Below are 19,146 nucleotides of genomic sequence, written 5' to 3' on the forward strand. Positions count from 1 at the left end.
TAGAAAGTCAAAATATAACCAACAGAAAAAGTCTTCTGTCTAAAACTGTCTTGGTTTTAGCTTTTGTGCCAACATTCCTACTATCTCGTTTATTCTTTTCGCTCTAGTTTCAGCTCGTTTAGCCAGTACAATCCATTGTAAGATACTTTTCTTTACAGACTTGCTTAAACTCAAGAAATACTCCATTGAATCTGGATTAGCTTTAAATGCGTCTTCCAAATCTGTGGGTATGTTTAGGGCTTCTACTTCATCCAATATTATCCATGAACCATTTTGTTTAGCAATTTCAATACTTTCATGACCAGCCTGTGTCATCAGTTCTTGTTCAATAAGGAGCAAAACTTTCTCTTTATTAACTTTTGACCAAGTACTCTTTGCTTTTCTTTTGCTGAAAAGCTGTATGAATTTCTCATCGTTTACGGTATTCCTTGTACTATCAATCCAGCCGAAACAAAGGGCTTCTTCCACGGCTTCGCTCCAAGAGAGAGTTGGTATATTAGTCTTTTTTTTATAGCAAACAAGCCAAATAGACTGTTTTGAGCGATGATTTTCAGCTAACCATTCTCTCCATTCTTGGCGATTTGTGGGGTAAAAAGTTTCTAAATCCTTGTTTTGCATGATTCCTTCATTATTTCATGATGAATAGAATACTATTTGTTATCAAAATACCCACTAAATGATACGAGCCACTAATAATTCCATAGAGTATTGGCTGAGGAATATTCGGATTGATGGCGATATTAAACGTATTGGCAACTAAGTATCCAATGCCAGTAAGTAATGAAAATTCAAACATCTGTGCCCATGTGGATATATTCAGTGCATACATTAATATGGCACTTACAATTGTAACCACCAATGTGCAAATTGCAGGGCCAATGATAAAAATGGGTTTGTTGGGTAAAGTTTCGTTTTCACGTCCTAAAGAGATTTTGTAGTGTTTACTGAATAGCAAAGTGAACCACAAAGCACCCTCAAAACAATATAGCATAAAAGCTACTAAGACACTAATCCAATTTAGATTTGCTAATTGATTGATCATAAAATTATTTTTTTAAGTTTATGATGCAAAGCTAAAGGAGGGTAATGACAGCCCTATGTCAGGGGTAAAAACAAATTAATGATACTTATCAAAATATTCTTGTAAGGTCATTTCATGGGGAGTAAACTGCTCGGTAAGCACATCTAGTTTTTTAATTCTATCAAGCCGAAAAAAGCGAAATTCATTTCGCAAACGACACCATGCTACCAATAACCAATTCTCTTGTGTACTTAATAAAGCAAAGGGTTCAATCAGTCTGCTCGTAACGTTTTCTCCTTCGTTGATATATTCAATCCTTGCCAGATAAAAATTTGTTAGGGCAAATTGTAACTCAGATATATTATTACTGTTTCTTTCGTTGTTGATGTTTTGATTAAATCGGGTGCGTTCTGCCAATAGATTTGCCTTGTCTTTTATACTATGTCCTAATACAGCCTTAATTTTGTCAATAGCTTCTGAGTAGTCTTTAATAAAAGAGGCATCCTTGTTTTTTAATACCAATTGTTCAGCAAGAATTAAAGCATTAGCTTGGCTTTCTGTAAACATTACAGGAGGAATTTTATATCCTTCCATTAACGTATAGCCTTTTCCTTCCTCTGTTAGAATTGGTACTCCTGCTTGCTCTAAAGCCCTAACGTCTCGATAAATTGTCCTGATACTCACCGAAAATTTGTTTGCTAATTCCCTAGCCGTCAACAGTCGTTTCGTTTGCAATTGTGTCAAAATTGCAGTTAAGCGTGAAAGCCGTTTGGTATCGTTATCGTTCATTATTCAAATTTTCAAAATCGTTATTAGGATTCATAGCGTCCTTGAAGGGCTAAATTACACAAAAAGAGTCTGTTTCAAAAACAGACTCTTTTTGTGTAATCGTAATTCTTAAATAGCAAATGTTGATTGATTATCTACTAATTCCAACCACCACCTAATGCTCTATAAGTATTTACTAGAGCATTCATTTGTAGCATTTTGGTTTCAATAAGCTCCATTCTTGATTCCAATACATCACGCTGGGTTAATAACACTTCCATATAATCCGCTCTTGCTGATTTGAATAATTTCAGTGAGATGTCTGTCGACTTAGTAAGCGCTTGCACCTGATTATTTTTCATGGTGTATTTCTTTTCCAGATTATCAATATTTGATAACTGATTTGTCACTTCAATAAGAGCATTCAACACAGTTCGTTCGTAATCGTAAACGGCTTGTATTTGCTTGGCATTTGCATTTTTGTAGGTAGCCGTAATCGCATTTTTATTAATCAATGGCCCTGCTATATCGCCTGCAATAGATGACATTAATGCTTGCGGGATGTTTACTAAATATAAAGGACTATACGACCTGAAACCTAAAGCAGCAGAAAGCCCCAAAGAAGGATAAAAATTGGCTTTAGCTATATCTATACTTAATTTAGCTGCCGACAAATTCAATTCTGCTTGCTTAATGTCTGGTCTGTTTTCCAATAACTGCGATGGGATACCCGCTGAAATTTTATCAGGCACTAATCCATTAAAATCTTGCGAGCTTCTTTGTACATGTTGTGGCTGTCTACCTATCAGGAAATTAATACGATTTTCAGTTTCAATAATCTTTTGCTGAATTTCGTATTGAAGACTCTGCGTTTTGAAGACCTCTGCTTCAAACCTAATTACGGCTAGTTCGGTAACTTTCGCAGCATCTTTTTCTTGCTTGATAATTGATAGCGCATTATTCAGAATAACGATGTTCTTTCTGATAATATCTTGCTGATTATCAAGTGCCATCAATTCATAATAAGACTTAGCGACTTCAGAAACCAAATTAGTTACTAAGAAATTTTTACCTTCAATAGAAGCTAGATAATTGGTTACTGCTACTTTTCTACCATTACGCAGTTTGTGCCAAATATCTAGTTCCCATCTGGCAAATGCTCCGAAATACATATCTGGTAATACCTCAGGGGTTTCTTTACCAGGTCTGATTTCAGACGAAGCATCACTAGCACCCTTACTCGTATATCTGGATACTTTTTCAACACCTGCTCCTCCGCCTAAGCTAACAAAAGGCAAGTATTCCCCTTTTCGTGCTTGAATTTCGTTTCTCGAAATTTCAATTTCCTTTAGGGTAATATTCAATTCCTGATTGTTGTGTAAGGCAGTATCAATCAATGCAGACAAGTTAGGGTCTGTAAAATAGTCCCTCCATTTCTTCTTAGCACTATTGGTACTATCCTGCGAGTTATTATAACTCGCAGGGACTGTTTTGTTTGCTGTTCTATTAACCTGAACCAATGAGGCTGGCATACAGGCTGCTACCAAGGAGAGTATGCTACTTGCTAGTAAATAGTTCAGTTTCTTTCTATTATTCATCATCTTTGCTGTCGTCTAATTGTGGGAAAGAGTCTATTGAATGAACCAAACTTTCGGTCAACGATTCGTCATCTTCGTCTCTGATAAGCTTACGGCCTTCAGCTATCGAGCCGAATATGTAGTATAAGCCAGGTACAATCAGTACCCCGAAAATAGTACCGAAAAGCATACCGCCTAAGGCAGACGCACCAATGGTACGGTTTCCGATAGCACCAGCACCATGAGCCATCACTAATGGAATTAACCCTGCAATGAAAGCGAATGATGTCATCAAAATAGGACGGAAACGAACTTTGGCTCCTTCGATGGCGGCCTCCAATACGGTTGCTCCTTCATGATGTTTTTGCATCGCAAACTCTACGATTAACACGGCATTCTTACCTAGCAAACCAATCAACATGACCAGACCTACTTGAGCATAAATATCATTTGCTAGTCCCATCGACTTGATGAACATAAATGAACCAAAAACCCCAGCAGGTAATGATAAAATTACTGCCAATGGAATAATGAAGCTTTCGTACTGTGCAGCCAAAACTACATACACAAAAGCTAGAACGATTAAGAAGATATAAACGGCTTCGTTACCACGTCTTACTTCGTCATAAGAAAGAGCAGCCCAGTCAATATCAAAACCATGAGGTAATGTTTTCTTCGCTACTTCTTGTACCGCAGCAATTGCCTCACCACTACTGAATCCCTTGGCTGCACCACCTCTGATAGATGCCGTTGAATACATATTATATCGGTTGATTTCGTTAGGTCCTTGCATCTTTTTGATTTTCATAAAAGCTGAAAAAGGCACCATTTCATCACGATTATTCTTTACATAAAGCTTCATAATGTCCTCAGGCAATCTCCTGAATTCAGGCGACGATTGCACAAACACTTTGAAGAAACGCTGGAATTTGATAAAACCAAGTTCATAAGTACTACCCACCAAGATTGATAAAGTATTCATGGCGTTACCGATAGAAACACCTTTTTGCATCGCCAATTGGTTGTCTATCTCCAATTCATACTGAGGATAGTTAGCACTAAAGAAAGTAAACAAACCTGTCAATTCTTTGCGTTTTTCCAATTCTTTCATGAAGTCATTCTTCACACGTTCCAATTGGTTGTAATCACCACTATTGGTTTTATCAAGCAATTGTAAGGCAAAACCGCCTGCTGCGCCATATCCTGGTACTGCTGGAGGGTCAAAGAATTCGATGGTCGCTCCAGGAATAGCTTTCGCTTTTTCTTCTAATTCATAGATGATTTCAGAAACCGAATGCTTGCGATCAGACCAAGGCTTTAAGTTAATCAAACAAGTACCAGCGTTTGAACCACGTCCCTCTGTAAGTACTTCATAACCTGCTAATGCCGATACCGATTGTATTCCTTCTACTTCTTCTGCAATCGTCTGAAGCTTGCGTGAAATATCATTGGTTCTTTCAAGTGTTGAGCCGGGAGGTGTCTGGATAATGGCGTAAATCATCCCTTGGTCTTCACTTGGAATAAAGCCCGATGGTAAATTGCTAGTGATGGCAACGATTCCAACCACAAATACTATCCACATACCGACCGTAATCCACTTTTTATGAGCAATACGACGTAAAAGTCCTACGTATTTTCCAGTAAGCTTTTCAAAAGCATTGTTGAACACATCGAGACCTTTATCAAGAAATGTTTTCTTTTTAGGCTTTCCATGATTGTTTTTCAAAATCATCGCACAAAGTACAGGCGTAACCGTAAGCGCAATAACACCCGACAGAACGATTGAACTGGCCATCGTAATAGAGAACTGACGATAGAAAATACCTACTGGACCAGACATAAATGCTACAGGAACAAACACGGCTGTCATCAATAATGTAATGGCTATAACGGCACCACTGATTTCACCAAGTACTTTCCGAACAGCCTTATAAGGGGAGAGATGTTCTTCTTCCATCTTGGCATGGACGGCCTCGACGACGACAATAGCATCATCTACCACAATACCAATCGCTAATACAAGGGCAAAAAGCGTAATCATGTTGATAGTCAGCCCAAAGAACTTCATGAACGTAAAGGCTCCAATTAGTGATATTGGTACGGCCAATGTCGGAATAAGCGTAGAACGCCAGTCGCCAAGGAATATAAATACCACTAATGCCACCAAGATAAAGGCATCTCTTAACGTATGGATTACGTTTTCGGTAGAAGCATCAAGGAAGTTAGAAACGTCATAACTGATTTGATAATCCATCCCTGGAGGAAAAGATGTCTTTTTCAGTTCGTCCAATTTGTCTTTTACATTCTTGATTACATCACTCGCGTTACTACCATAAGTTTGTTTCAATACAATCGCCGCTGAAGGATAGCCATTCAGGTTAGAATAAATATCATAATATTCACTTCCAAGCTCTACATTGGCGACATCCTTTAGCCGCAAGATTTCCCCTTTGGCATTCGCCCTGACGATGACGTCCTTATACTGTTCGGGCTTATTAAACCTACCCTGATACGTCAAAACATATTCTAGTGCCTCAGCCCGTTTACCATCTGCTCGACCTATACGACCAGGCGAACCAATCACACTTTGGTCAGATAATGCTGCCATTACTTCATCTGCTGAAATATTATAAGCACGCATTCTATCAGGATTTAACCACACACGCATGGCATACTGACGGCTACCCAAAATACGAGCTTGTCCGATACCATTGATACGCTGTAGTTCAGGAATCATATTTACCCCAGCAAAGTTGAACAAGAACTTCATATCGGAATTCTTGTCTTTACTGTAAAGGTTAACATACATCAACATACTGTTCATTACACGGTTTACAACTACCCCTTCGCGCTGTACCAAGGGCGGTAGTCTGTTCAATACCTGTGCAATCCTTGTATTAACCTGCACCAAGGCTTGGTCAGGGTCGGTTCCTAGGTTGAATACAATCTGGATGTTTGCCTCACCCGCACTAGTGGCATCGGAGGTCATGTATCTCATTCCCCACACGCCATTGATGGCTTGTTCAAGTGGAATAAGTACGGATTCTGTCAGTACTTTGGCACTAGCTCCAGGATATGATGCACTCACCATTACCACGGGTGGAGCAATCTCTGGGAACTGTGAGGTAGGTAACGTCTTGATAGACAATACCCCCAAGAAGATAATGACAATTGATATTACTATGGCCAATACTGGCCTATGAATGAATTTACTAAACATATCCTTGATTTGTTTGAATACAGATAAAATGAGTGATTTAGCGAATGAGTGATTTTAATGATGTATAAAGGATTTAAGAATCGCTTATGCATACAATCATTATATCACACCATTACTTGACTACTCTGCATAAACTTTCAGATTCGCAATTACCGACTTAGGGTCTTTGTAGTCGTAGGTAATCTTATCGTTGTCTCTCACCTTCTTCAAACCTTCAAGAAGTATTTTCTCATTGCCAGTCAATCCGCTTTTTACGATATATAAATCTGGCAATTCAGCACCAATCGTAATTTCTTGTGACTTAACTATATTGTTTTTATCTACCACAAAAACATATTTCTTTTCCAAGATTTCGAAAGTAGCTTTCTGTGGAATAATCACAGCATTTTTAAGCGGTACAACCATTTGGATATTACCTGTTTCTCCGTGTCTTAATAGCTTATTTGGATTAGGGAAGGTAGCTCTGAAAGCAATATTTCCCGTTTCATTATTAAAGTCTGCTTCAATTGTTTGAACAAGTCCTGGATATTCAAAAATCTCCTGATTTGCCATCTTGAGTTTCACCGTTGGCACGTTGCTATTGTTTGACTTAGTCTTGAAATTTAGATATTCCGATTCTGGAACATTGAAATACACCCACATTTTACTGTTGTCAGAAAGCGTAGTCAACAAATCTCCTTCTGCCAAAAGGCTACCTTCTCTTACATAGAAATGGTCCATGATACCATCAAAAGGAGCTTTGATTTCGGTAAAACCAAGGTGTACTTTGGCCAATTCCATTTCAGCTTTTGCTTTATCGAATTTGGCTTTAGTCAGTGCCAACTCATTGCGAGAAACGATATTGCTATCTGCCAATAATTTGGTGTTTTTATATTCAATCTCAGCATAATTAGCTTCTGCTTGAGTTTTCTGAAATTCTGCTTGATATTGTAAAGGCAAAATCTGGAACATCAATTGCCCTTTTTTAACAAATTGTCCTTCGTCTACATATATTTTTTGTAGATAGCCTCTTTCTAGGGCTCTTAATTCGATGTGTTGTATCGAACGAATTTGAGAAACGTACTCATTGATAGCGGTTGTGTCTTTCTTTAGTGGGCTGGTAACAAGCAGCTTAGTTTGCTCTTGTTTTTCTTCCTCTTTTTTTGTTTCGCAGCTAGTAAGGCACAACATAGCACCCATACTCATGAGGATGAGAATTTTTTTCATGATAAGTTTTATTTGGTTGGTTTACTGGATTTTAGATTGTATAGGGCACAAGAAGACATCAACAAGCGATTGAAGCCAAAATGATTAGCCTAAAAAACGAGATAATTGTGTGAAGAGTTGGGTAGTATGATATACCCACGATGTTAAATCATATTCTGAAGACACAGAATATAATGTTCAAATTAATTGAGAAGAAATGTGAATAATGCTTACAGAAATGTAAGACTTTAGGTAAATCGAGTAGGATTAATCTAGTATACCAACCAAAAAAAGGAATCGTAAAATACGAAGTGGTTTCTACATTCTTTTTTGGCGTTATAAAACTCTCTTCTTCTTCAACGTTCTCCTCATCATATGCAAAGAAGTTATTTCCTTTGCCATCTAAAGAACTTGATGTGAAAAAAAACTGGTTAGATACTTCTGTAATTGCACTTAAATTTTTTGATTCTTTAAGCGTTTTTGTAGGCACATGAAAGGCAGCCTCCTTGTGTATCTGAGCAAACAATTGACTTGTAATACTCAACAGGAGAACACATAAAAATAGGGGATATTTTATGAATGCCTTTTTCATTTCGAGCTTGAAAGTAATTCGTGATAATTATACTTGCAAAATTTTTAATCTAAAATTTATACTAAGCATCACAAGTTCTTTTATTTTTTATATTCTATCTTTCATATTTTACATTGATTCTCTACTTACTAAAAAAAATATCGTTGTAACAACAAATTTTTTTATTCAAAAACTGTTCCAAATAATAAATATTTTTAACAAATAATTATTAAAAATATTTAGGTAAATACACTCAACGTCTACTAAATGTTTGGTAATAAGCCTTTTAACAAGGTTGTTTAAAAAAATACCATAATGCTCTATTTTTATCCTTTTTGAAAACTGATTTAAGTCATTTTTTTTATCAAAAAACGCTCTTAATTTCAAAGCAATTTTTTGGAATGTACACTTATATTTTGCCTGTTTTCGTAGGCAGTTAAAATACAAATCCCCCTAAAAGAATTATTCTCTTAGGGGGATTTTGTTGGAGGAATATTGCTATAAACCTTTATTATTTTGCGTAGTTCACAGCTCTCATTTCGCGGATAACCGTTACTTTGATTTGCCCTGGATATTGCATTTCTTTTTCAATTTTCTGTGAAATATCGTACGATAACATGCTTGCTTTTTCATCAGTAACATTCTCTGCATCTACCAAAACTCGTAGCTCACGACCAGCCTGAATAGCATAACATTTCTGAACACCGCTGAAACTAACCGCTAATTCTTCTAATTCTTTTAAGCGACGCATATAAGATTCCATCATCTCGCGACGAGCACCAGGACGAGAACCAGAGATGGCATCACATACCTGAATAATTGGCGAAATCATAGAAGTCATCTCAATTTCATCATGGTGAGCACCAATGGCATTACAAACTTCTACGTTTTCCTTGTATTTTTCTGCCAATTGCATTCCCAAAATAGCGTGAGGTAATTCTGCCTCCTCGTGCCATACTTTACCAATATCGTGTAATAGCCCTGCACGCTTAGCTAACTTCGCATTTAAGCCTAATTCTGCCGCCATAGTAGCACAAAGCTTAGCTACTTCACGCGAGTGTTGTAAAAGGTTTTGACCATACGAAGAACGGAAACGCATTCTACCTACCATTTTAATTAATTCAGGGTGTAAACCATGAATACCTAAATCAATCACAGTACGTTCGCCGATTTCAATAATTTCTTCGTCAATATTCTTTTTCGTTTTGGCAACTACTTCTTCAATACGAGCAGGGTGAATACGACCATCCTGTACTAAACGGTGTAGCGACAAACGAGCGATTTCACGGCGAACAGGGTCAAAGCCAGAAATAATGATGGCTTCTGGCGTATCATCTACAATAAATTCTACTCCTGTAGCGGCTTCTAAAGCACGGATGTTTCTACCTTCGCGACCAATGATTTTACCCTTTACGTCATCTGATTCAATGTTGAAAACAGATACACAGTTTTCAATCGCATTTTCAGCCGCCGTTCTTTGAATCGTTTCAATAACTACTTTCTTAGCTTCCTTAGTAGCCGTTAACTTAGCCTCTTCAATCGTATTTTTAATAATAGACGATGCCTTCGTTTCTGCTTCCGCACGCAAAGCATCAATCAATTGTTGGCGTGCTTCGTCAGCAGTTAAGCTTGCTATTTTCTCTAATTGTGATACTTGCGACGCTAACATTTCGTCTGCTTGCGTTCTTTTCTTATCTGCTTCTTCAGTCTTTTTTCTTAGATTTTCCTCTTTAGAAGTCAACGATTGTTTTTGCGAATTTAACTCAGTTTCTAATTTCTTAGTCTGCTCCATCGAAATCTGTAAAGTACGCTCACGCTCTTTTAGTTTTTGCTCATTTTGAACTAAAATTTGCTTCTTTTTATTTGAATCATCTTCAAATTCCGAGCGAAGTTTCAAGAACTTTTCTTTGGCTTCGAGTATTCTATCTTTCTTGATGTTTTCTGCTTGTAATTCAGCATTTTTGACAATATCTGAAGCTTTGGAAGTTGCTTCTTCTTCAATTCTCTGGGTATTCTTTGCAAAAGCAAGCTTACCGACAAATATTCCCGCTATCAGCGAAGCAACTGCGGCAATGATGGGAGTTAGCATTATTTATATCGTTTTAGTTAATAGTTTTCGTGCATTGAATAATGCAATCCGACCAACTATTGAGTGAAAAAAAGGACTAAAACAGACAAATGCCTTGAAAATGAAAAGAAAAATTAAACGTTGGTATATCGTATTTAAAATCAAGAATAGTTAAATCAAACAAGTAAACTAGAATTTTGTATGGTTGTTTACGGAAACGAATCCAATCAAAATCATGTTATTAGAATGTTATAAGGTTTAATTTATGGTATTCAGGTACTTGCACTAATTTTTATAAATATGATTTATAATCGCTCAATTTTATACTTAAAACGTTTAAACGAATACTAAAGAAATATGTTAATTCATTCTGTAACAGAACTCAATAAGTTGTCTAATTCAGCAATCTTCCCCATCACAGATTTTTGAAGATCACCGTGTTTGACGCCAAATTTAAGGTTACTCATTACAAAGTCTAAAGCAACTATTGCTAACAGACGTTGGTGAGAGTCTACCTTTTTAGTTTCTCGATAAGAATCCATTTTTTCATTAATCAACTTAGCAGCTTTGCGAACAAATTCCTCTTCTTCCTTCCCAACTGATAGGCTAAAAGGTTCGTGAGCAACAACTATATTACAAGGGACTTTTTCGGCCATTATATTTTAAGTTTTAAATTAAAAGTTTTGAGTTATTTAGTCAAGAAAACTATGAACTATTAAACGATTGATTTTTTAAACTTTTTATTTGCTAAGCTGACTAATACACCTATCTATTTCTAAGATATATTGGTCAAGTTTTTCTTTCAATTCGGCAGGATTGCCTGTACTATTTAGATTGTTTACTGCAATCTTAGTGATTTTATCTGATTTTTTAAAGTTTTTTACTCTTTGGTTTAATTTTTTGTTTAATTCTTGGTTTTCTTTTAAGGTCTCAGCCAATGTATGTTTTAAAGATTCGTTTTCTCGGGTAGCCAATTCAAGCCTAGTTTGCAAATCTTTATATCTTAAGACAACATTCCTTAGTTTTATTTCTAAGGCCTCAAATTGAGTCCGAATTTGATTGTCAGTCATCATGTCTTTGTTTAGATAAGTATTTAGATTGCAAAAAACCTAAAGAAATAACGATACATTGAATAAAACCCTAAAATTAATTTAGGCTTTAATCCTATTTATTACAAAGTTCTATAATTTACTCGAAAATTTTATGTTTTTATCTTAAAAAAGCATACTTATCTCTGACTTTCAATGGAATAATTGTCTTTCGCTCAACTAAAACAACACCAGCAGCATATAAACTTAGTAATATGAAATGATATGGGATAGAAATCCATAGATTTTCAATGTTAATCTGCATGGTACAAAAAATTAATACACCCGCTGAAATAATATATCCAAAAGCAGAGAGTATCTTGTACGGTACGGGATAATACTTTTGTCCGAAGTAATAACAGAGTGCTGTCATCGAAAAGCAAGATATCAAAAAGGCTATCGCACAACCCATATATCCCATCTTGGGAATGAGGATAATATTGAAAAAAATAGTGATTGCTAAACCACCAAAAGTGATTCTAGTACCGAAATATGTTTTCTTGTTGAGCTTAAACCAAACAGAGATATTGTAATAAACACCTAGGAAAAGATTGGCTAGTAATAAAATCGGTACTACTTTCATTCCTTCCCAATAAATAGGCTTTCTTAAGAAAAGGACTTTTATAATGTCCAGATTTAGACAAACGCCTAACCAAATAAATATACAGGTTATCAAAAACCATTTTGTTACATCAGCTAATGTTTCAGGCGAATTTTTATTTTCAGTTTTTGCCAGAAAAAAAGGTTCGGCAGCATAGCGGAAAGCTTGTGTTGCTAATGCCATAAAAATAGAAAGCTTATAGACATTCCCATAGATACCTAGTGCCTCCTGAGAAGTACGGTTCGGATAGAAACCCTCGGGCAATAGTCTTTCCAGTAATATTCTGTCAAACATCAAATTAAATGTACTTGCTAAGCCCATTATCATAATTGGATAGGCATATATCATTAAGTTACTGAAAGTAGCTTTATCAAACTGAAATTTGAATATTTTAAACTCAGCTCTCAAAAAATAAAATAAACTGGCGTTTGCTAAAAGATTAGCTAAGAAAATATAACCTGCTCCAACACTCGGTATATATAATTGTTTAGCAAATGGTTGTAAGAAAAGTAGATAATCGCCATCTGCTATTTTTTTAAAGCCTAATAAAAAAATAATGTTCAATATTACGTTGACAATGATGCTGAAAATTTTTGCTGCTACGAATTTTCTGGTTTTCTTTTCTAGCCTCAATCTGGCAAAAGGAATGGCTGTAATCGCATCGATGGCTACTATTAGTGCAATCCAAGTTAAGAAAATCTCTTTGCCTGGTACACCCAATGCATTGATGATGGGTGTTGAAAAAATAATGATGATACTGGTAAATACCAAACTACTAACGGTAATGGCAGATTGAATGATGTTATAATATTTTTCTTTGTCGTCAGTAGCAAAACGAAAGAAGGCTGTTTCCATGCCATACGTATAGATAATATTGGCAATGGCTACATAGGCATAAAGCTTTACGTTTATATTAAGTTCTGCGGGTGTAAAAGCAGCGGTGTGAACAGCCACTAATAGGAAGTTAAGTGATCGCCCTAAAATTGTACTTATGCCGTATGATGCTGTTTCGCTAGCTAATTTTTTTAAAACACTCATGTTAATCAGAATTGTGTATCAAACAATCGTTTATCTTTTTGCTTACCACAATGTAGTCGCAATTTACAAGGACTTATGTGTTAATACAATCTTGATTTCAAATGAATAGATAAAAAATATTTTTCAAAATAAGTATAAACACTTAAAAATATATGAGTATTTATACTATATTTGTGGCATAATAATCAATTCGTGGTTGAATTGTGCTTTTAACAGAGCTGAGTGATTAAACGCCCCAAATACGTTTAATCACTTTTTTTTTGCCCATTAAACAAACATGAGTCATCCCGAATTTTAAAATCATAAAAAAGCGGTCGAAATTAGTTTTTCGACCGCTTTCTTGATTTATGGATACAGATTATAGTTCCGTTAGGAACACTATATCGGCGGCCGTCGTTGCGGTAGAAGAAGCATCTATTAACTCCTCTAAGCCCCATCGGGGCGAAATATTTCGCCCCGATGGGGCTTAGAGGAGAATTTTGTTTACATTTTACCGCAAATGCGGCTACCGATATATCGCCTCTATGAGGCTATTTTGTTAAACTTCCTATTTTAAGAAAAATTCGGGATGACTCATGTTGACTAAGAATTTATATTGCTTTAAAGTATTAACTTTCAAGCTGATACTTTTTTAATTCTATCAAATTATCAGGTAAAGCTTTATTCGTCCAATATTGATGGATGGAAAGTGCAGCTCCCAACGATGTAGCCTGAGCAACTGAGGCTGCATAAACTTCTAAGGTAGGAAAAGCCATGGCTAGTAATGTCATGAAAATCTCATTTTTACCAAAACCTCCATCCACAAAAAGTTTTTTTACGGGCGAATTATTCAATACTAATTCAGTAGCAATTAATTGTTGAGCAACGATGTCAATAATTAATTGATGATATGCTTCTTCGTAATTATTGAAAACAGTCAAATCCCTACTTCCAAAAAGAGATTCTTGGAGCGGCGGACGTCGGGCTTCACGCAGATGGTCGTCGTCGCCATGTAGTTGACTTTCTCTTAATTTATGCAACAATTCAAGGTCACACGTTACTGTTTTATAATAATCATTTGCCAGATTGAAATGCGATGCCAAACGCTTGGTTTGTTGTTCATGTTCATAGCCAGCAAATAATCTTGAAGCTTTTACGGGCTTACCTTCATAGTGCATATACGACAAACAATCGTATTGTAATTCCTCCGCACTCAATGGAATATGATTGAAAGGATTCAAACTAATACACCACGTACCCGTAGAAAGCAAAATAAAAGGTTCTGTAAAAGTAGCAAGGTAGGGAATTAACGCAGCCGAGCTATCGTGCAAGCCCACACCCACTTGTAATTCATGGTTATCAATACTTTTTTGCTGAACCTGATTAGAAGGAAAGATAGGAGCGAGCTTCTCGTCAACGCCTTCTTGATGCACCCATCTATGATAGGTGTTTTTAGTAAAGTCCCAAAGATTGGTATGACACCCAATACTCGTAATATCTGAATAATAGTTACCCGTAAACAGAAAATTCAAGTATTGCGGTAAATGTAATGAGTAGTTGATTTTGGCAAATAAATCTGGTTTTTCGTATTTCAAACGATATAGCACCATGCCTGAATTTAGGTTTCCTAATACTGGTGATGCTGTAACTTGTGAAAATTTTTGTTCACCATCATACGTATCATAAAACTGTTTTTTCAGGGTCTCAGAATACGTTTTTAAATAATTATACAAAGGAGCTACCGCTTTACCATTCTTATCAAGATGCACAAAGCTTGCTCCATAAGTTGAAAAATTTAATGCCTTGATAGCAAAATCAGGAAGGCTTAGTACCTCCTCAAATGTTTGGGTTACCCACGAATTGAGGAGGTCTAAATCTTCACAGTTATCGCCATCTTCGTCTTGAGTTTCGTCGAATTGGGTCGATTTTTCTAAAACAATTTTGTACTGTTCATCAAAGAGGAACAGTTTTTTATTGGTTTTGCCAATGTCAAAAATAGCAATGACAGAAGTTTTGTTTGTCATAAAAAATTAAAGCCCAGTAGAAACGGCTTTCAAGCCTCTTTCTTGAATCAAATTTTCTCTAATTTTCAAGTTGCGATACAACGCAATTGGGTTTAATGCTCCACCAGCACGAAGGCGAGCCTCAGCAACTAATGCACGAACATCAGTACGGAAAGCATCTTGTAAAATCTCTTGACAACGCACTACATCATTTTCTTCTTGAGCAATCTCTAAAGATTTTTTATCAACAGATAATGCCTGCGCATAGGCCGTCATGATGGCTTCTACTGATTGCAATAAGTCTTCTAATGGGTCTTTTACATTGTGTGATGCATCAATCATCCATCCTAAGTCAGTAGCATGGTTCATTCCTCTTGCATCCATTCCTTCAACCAATTCGTTGAAGATTAAGAATAATTGGTATGGCTTCAATGCACCAGCCGTCAAATCGTCATCACCATATTTAGAATCGTTGAAGTGGAAACCACCCAATTTACCTTCCATTAATAACAATGAAACGATTTGCTCGATATTGGCATTTGGCAAATGGTGACCCAAATCAACCAATGTGAAAGCTTTGTCACCTAATTTTTTAACGTATGAATATGACTGTCCCCAATCTCCAACAGTTGTTGAATAGAAGTTAGGTTCAGCACATTTATATTCTAGGAACAATTTCCAGTTTTCTGGTAAAGCGGCATAAATTTCCTCTAAACTTTCCAATGTATTTTGGTAAGCTTTACGGAAGTTTAATTGTCCCGGAAAACAAGAACCGTCAGATAACCAAACCGTTAGTGATTCAGAACCCAATTCAATACCATGCTTAATTACTTCAATGTTATGGTCAATCGCTTGTTTACGAATAGCCTTGTTAACATTTTGAAGTGAACCAAACTTATAAGTATATTCTTGATTCGCTTGGTCTTGGAAAGTATTTGAGTTTACAGCATCGAATTTTAAGCCGTGCTGTGCTGCCAATACTTTGATAGCCTGAGCATTTTGAGGTATATCCCAAGGAATATGTAAAGAGATAGCACCACTTGCTTGGTTTAAAGCGTGTAGCAAACCTACATCTTCAATTTTTTCTTCTATACTTCTTGGTTCGCCACCACCAGAAAAACGACCAAAACGTGTACCTCCTGTGCCTAAAGCCCATGAAGGAATAGCGATTTGGAAATCAACTAGTTTTTGGATGATGTTTTCAGCATTTTCAACTTCTGAAAGAGTATATGCCAATTTACGTTGATGTCCAGCAAGTACATCTTCGTTATGTGAATGAATTTTATATTTTTCGAGCTGCATTGGAGAGGAGAAAGTTTATTATTGGATACAAGTCATTGGGAGTACAAGCAAACATATTGTTAAAATACATTCATCATCTTTATATACTAATAGCCTGTAAATAAAGAACCCCCTTTCCTAACGGAGAAGGGGGAATAAAATTATTTCTAACGATAGAAGCCCATTGCTACACCGCCATCTACATTCAGTGCATTTCCAGTTGATTTACCTAATAAACCACCTACGAAAGCAAAACATGCATTAGCGATATCGTCTGGAAGAATGATTTCGTTCAATAAAGTACGTTTTGCATAGTAAGCTGGTAATTCAGCTACTGTGATTCCGTAAGCTTTCGCACGACCTTCAGCCCATCCGCCTGCCCAGATATTTGAATCTGAAATTACTGCATCAGGATTTACTGTGTTTACTCTGATTTTGTCTCCTCCTAATTCCGCAGCCATCAAACGTGTCAAGTGTGCTTGAGCAGCTTTAGCAGAACCATAACCAGGATTGTTTGGTCCAGCTACTACGGCATTTTTAGAAACAATATTTACGATGTCGCCACCTAAATTTTGTTTACGCATCATCGCTACACCTACTTGTGAAACCAAGAATTGTCCTTTTACTAAAATATCATATAATCTATCCCACTCTTCGATAGAATGTTCAGCGATAGATTTTGAAATACTGATACCAGCGTTGTTTACTACGATATCAACACCACCGAAAGCTAAAGCGGCATCATCAAAAGCTAAAGCGATTGAAGCGGCGTCAGTAACGTTCAATAAGGTAGAAGAAACAGCATCTTTACCGAATTTGCTTACAAACTCAGCTTTTGCTCCGTCTAAACGTTCTTGGTTGATGTCGTTGATTACTACGCAAGCACCTTCTTCAGCAAATTTCTTAGCGATTGCTTTACCAATACCACCAGCAGAACCAGTGATTAAAGCAATTTTACCAGAAAGTGCTTTTGGTTTTGGCATACGTTGCAATTTAGCTTCTTCCAATAACCAATATTCAATATCAAATGCTTCTTGACGTGGCAATGAAGTGTATTCAGAAACTGCTTCTGCACCTTTCATTACGTTCACGGCATTTACATAATATTCTGAAGCTAAACGTGCTGTTGTTTTATCTTTTGAGAAAGTAAACATACCTACGCCCGGGTAAAGGATTACCACTGGGTTAGGGTCACGCATTGCTGGAGAGTTATCTCTTTTACAATTATTATAATACTCAGTGTACATCGCACGGTATGCTTCAAAAGCAGGTTCTAATTTTGCTTTGATAGCGGCTACGTCTGTCAAATCTTCGTTTGGTGCTAGTTCAAGTACTAACGGAGAAATTTTTGTACGTAAGAAGTGGTCAGGACAAGAAGTACCTAGTGGAGCCAACTTAGCAAGGTCGTTTGAATTGGTAAATTCTAACACACGAGCATCGTCAGTGAAGTGTCCAATCATATTACGATATGAAGAACAGAAACCACGCAAGATAGGAGCGATAGAAGATGCTTGTTTCTTACGGTCAGCTTCAGGAAGGCTTTCAATTTTTTGACCGCCAAACACAGGAGCTTTCTTTCCGTAATTTGCTTCTAAATACTCAGCACATTTTTCGATTACTTCTAAAGTATTAATATAAGAATCGAAAGAAGTATCACCCCAAGTAAATAAACCATGAGAACCCAACATGATACCTTTTAATTTGATACCACGAGATTCAGCTTCTTCCAAACACTCACGTAATTGAAGACCCAAGTCGAAACCTGGACGTTGCCAGCCTACCCAGCCAATTTCACCGTTGAACAATTCCTCAGTGATTTGCTTACCATCTTTAGCTGCTGCAATAGCAATAGCGGCGTCTGGGTGTAAGTGGTCGATATGAGCGAAAGGTAAAAATCCATGAAGAGGAGTATCAATAGAAGGAGCCTTAGAAGCTAAATCGAAGATACAATGGTTGAATAATTCTACCATTTCATCTTCAAATTCGATACCACGGTATACGTTTTCTAAAGCACGAAGTCTGTCAACATACAAAGCTGCACAACCTGATTTTTTCAAAGTACCGATGTCACCACCAGAGCCTTTAATCCACATCACGTCAGTTTGATTACCCGTCAAAGGATCTTTATCTTTGATTTTTACAGAAGTGTTACCACCACCATAATTGGTTAAACGTAGATCAGCTCCTAATAAATTTGAGCGATAAATGAATAGAGCTACTTCGTCGCCTGCTAATTCGGCTGCTTTGGCTTCGTCCCAAAGATAGCTGACGTATTTGAATGTCTTGGTTGCCATTTTTTTATAAAAAATATAATAATTAATGTTCAACAAAACTAGAATTCTCTGTATCTTAAACCGTCCTGTACTATCATGCGGAAAAAAGGTGTGTAAATAGCGCAATCTATTGTTGACACTTTTAGTATTTGAAATAGTAACTTTTTTGCCTGTTTTTTAATACTACAGCATGCTAATTTTGGTATAAATATTCAGAAATTTAATTATTTAATGATGATTGATTACCTATTTTTAAGTATAATTACTCTAAAACTTGCATTTTAATCTATTTAGATAGCCTATTATGATAAAGGTTTGGGTGTTTTTTTTAAATTTGGTAGTATTATTGCACATAAGTGCATAAGGTTGAAGCAACATTGCATTTGTTTGCAACTACTAGTATTATAAAGATAAAAATTATAAATAAAAGTAGTATAAATTTTAGAAATTTATTGATAACCATTTATATAAAA

14 protein-coding genes are annotated in these 19,146 nt (G+C 36.3%); all 14 read right to left on the bottom strand.

Going from position 1 to position 19,146, the window contains the following annotated elements:
* Window positions 1-39: 39 nt before the first annotated feature.
* The 14 genes from AC07N0_RS07260 to AC07N0_RS07325 all read right to left on the bottom strand — a co-directional run bounded on the left by AC07N0_RS07260 (window position 40) and on the right by AC07N0_RS07325 (window position 18,694).
* Window positions 40-618 (bottom strand): YdeI/OmpD-associated family protein, encoded by a 579-nt coding sequence (locus tag AC07N0_RS07260; protein ID WP_494588666.1) that lies wholly within the window; start codon window positions 616-618, stop codon window positions 40-42.
* A gap of 10 nt (window positions 619-628) precedes the next feature.
* Window positions 629-1,042, bottom strand: a complete 414-nt coding sequence (locus AC07N0_RS07265; RefSeq protein ID WP_494588667.1) for a DUF1761 domain-containing protein — start codon at window positions 1,040-1,042, stop codon at window positions 629-631.
* Between the two features lie 75 nt (window positions 1,043-1,117).
* Window positions 1,118-1,810 carry a helix-turn-helix transcriptional regulator gene (locus AC07N0_RS07270; protein WP_492801851.1) on the bottom strand — a complete coding sequence of 231 codons (693 nt, stop codon included), beginning with the start codon at window positions 1,808-1,810 and terminating at the stop codon, window positions 1,118-1,120.
* Window positions 1,811-1,947: 137 nt separating this feature from the next.
* Complete coding sequence (locus AC07N0_RS07275; RefSeq protein WP_494589092.1) at window positions 1,948-3,387, bottom strand: TolC family protein; 1,440 nt, start codon at window positions 3,385-3,387, stop codon at window positions 1,948-1,950.
* Window positions 3,380-6,586: an efflux RND transporter permease subunit gene (locus AC07N0_RS07280; protein WP_494588668.1), complete on the bottom strand. Its 3,207-nt coding sequence runs from the start codon at window positions 6,584-6,586 to the stop codon at window positions 3,380-3,382. The genes AC07N0_RS07275 and AC07N0_RS07280 overlap by 8 nt, the downstream gene beginning before the upstream one ends.
* Before the next feature lie 120 nt (window positions 6,587-6,706).
* Complete coding sequence (locus tag AC07N0_RS07285; RefSeq protein WP_494588669.1) at window positions 6,707-7,792, bottom strand: efflux RND transporter periplasmic adaptor subunit; 1,086 nt, start codon at window positions 7,790-7,792, stop codon at window positions 6,707-6,709.
* 148 nt (window positions 7,793-7,940) lie between these two features.
* A complete protein-coding gene (locus AC07N0_RS07290; protein ID WP_494588670.1) occupies window positions 7,941-8,363 on the bottom strand; it encodes a hypothetical protein in 423 nt (140 codons plus the stop codon).
* Between the two features lie 490 nt (window positions 8,364-8,853).
* The gene (rny, locus tag AC07N0_RS07295; protein ID WP_492801858.1) at window positions 8,854-10,431 is read right to left on the bottom strand and encodes a ribonuclease Y; all 1,578 of its coding nucleotides are present in this window, start codon (window positions 10,429-10,431) and stop codon (window positions 8,854-8,856) included.
* 344 nt (window positions 10,432-10,775) lie between these two features.
* Window positions 10,776-11,066 (bottom strand): cell division protein ZapA, encoded by a 291-nt coding sequence (locus AC07N0_RS07300; RefSeq protein ID WP_309912912.1) that lies wholly within the window; start codon window positions 11,064-11,066, stop codon window positions 10,776-10,778.
* Between the two features lie 84 nt (window positions 11,067-11,150).
* Entirely contained in the window at window positions 11,151-11,480 is a 330-nt protein-coding gene (locus AC07N0_RS07305; protein WP_309912909.1) for a hypothetical protein, read from the bottom strand.
* 139 nt (window positions 11,481-11,619) lie between these two features.
* Window positions 11,620-13,137: a lipopolysaccharide biosynthesis protein gene (locus AC07N0_RS07310; protein WP_494588671.1), complete on the bottom strand. Its 1,518-nt coding sequence runs from the start codon at window positions 13,135-13,137 to the stop codon at window positions 11,620-11,622.
* Window positions 13,138-13,745: 608 nt separating this feature from the next.
* Window positions 13,746-15,140 (bottom strand): FGGY-family carbohydrate kinase, encoded by a 1,395-nt coding sequence (locus tag AC07N0_RS07315; protein WP_494588672.1) that lies wholly within the window; start codon window positions 15,138-15,140, stop codon window positions 13,746-13,748.
* Window positions 15,141-15,146: 6 nt separating this feature from the next.
* Window positions 15,147-16,421 (bottom strand): sugar isomerase, encoded by a 1,275-nt coding sequence (locus AC07N0_RS07320; RefSeq protein ID WP_494588673.1) that lies wholly within the window; start codon window positions 16,419-16,421, stop codon window positions 15,147-15,149.
* 146 nt (window positions 16,422-16,567) lie between these two features.
* Complete coding sequence (locus tag AC07N0_RS07325) at window positions 16,568-18,694, bottom strand: bifunctional aldolase/short-chain dehydrogenase (protein ID WP_492801864.1); 2,127 nt, start codon at window positions 18,692-18,694, stop codon at window positions 16,568-16,570.
* Window positions 18,695-19,146 lie beyond the last annotated feature (452 nt).

The organism is Arcicella sp. GW821-FHT09D11 (assembly GCF_059416265.1).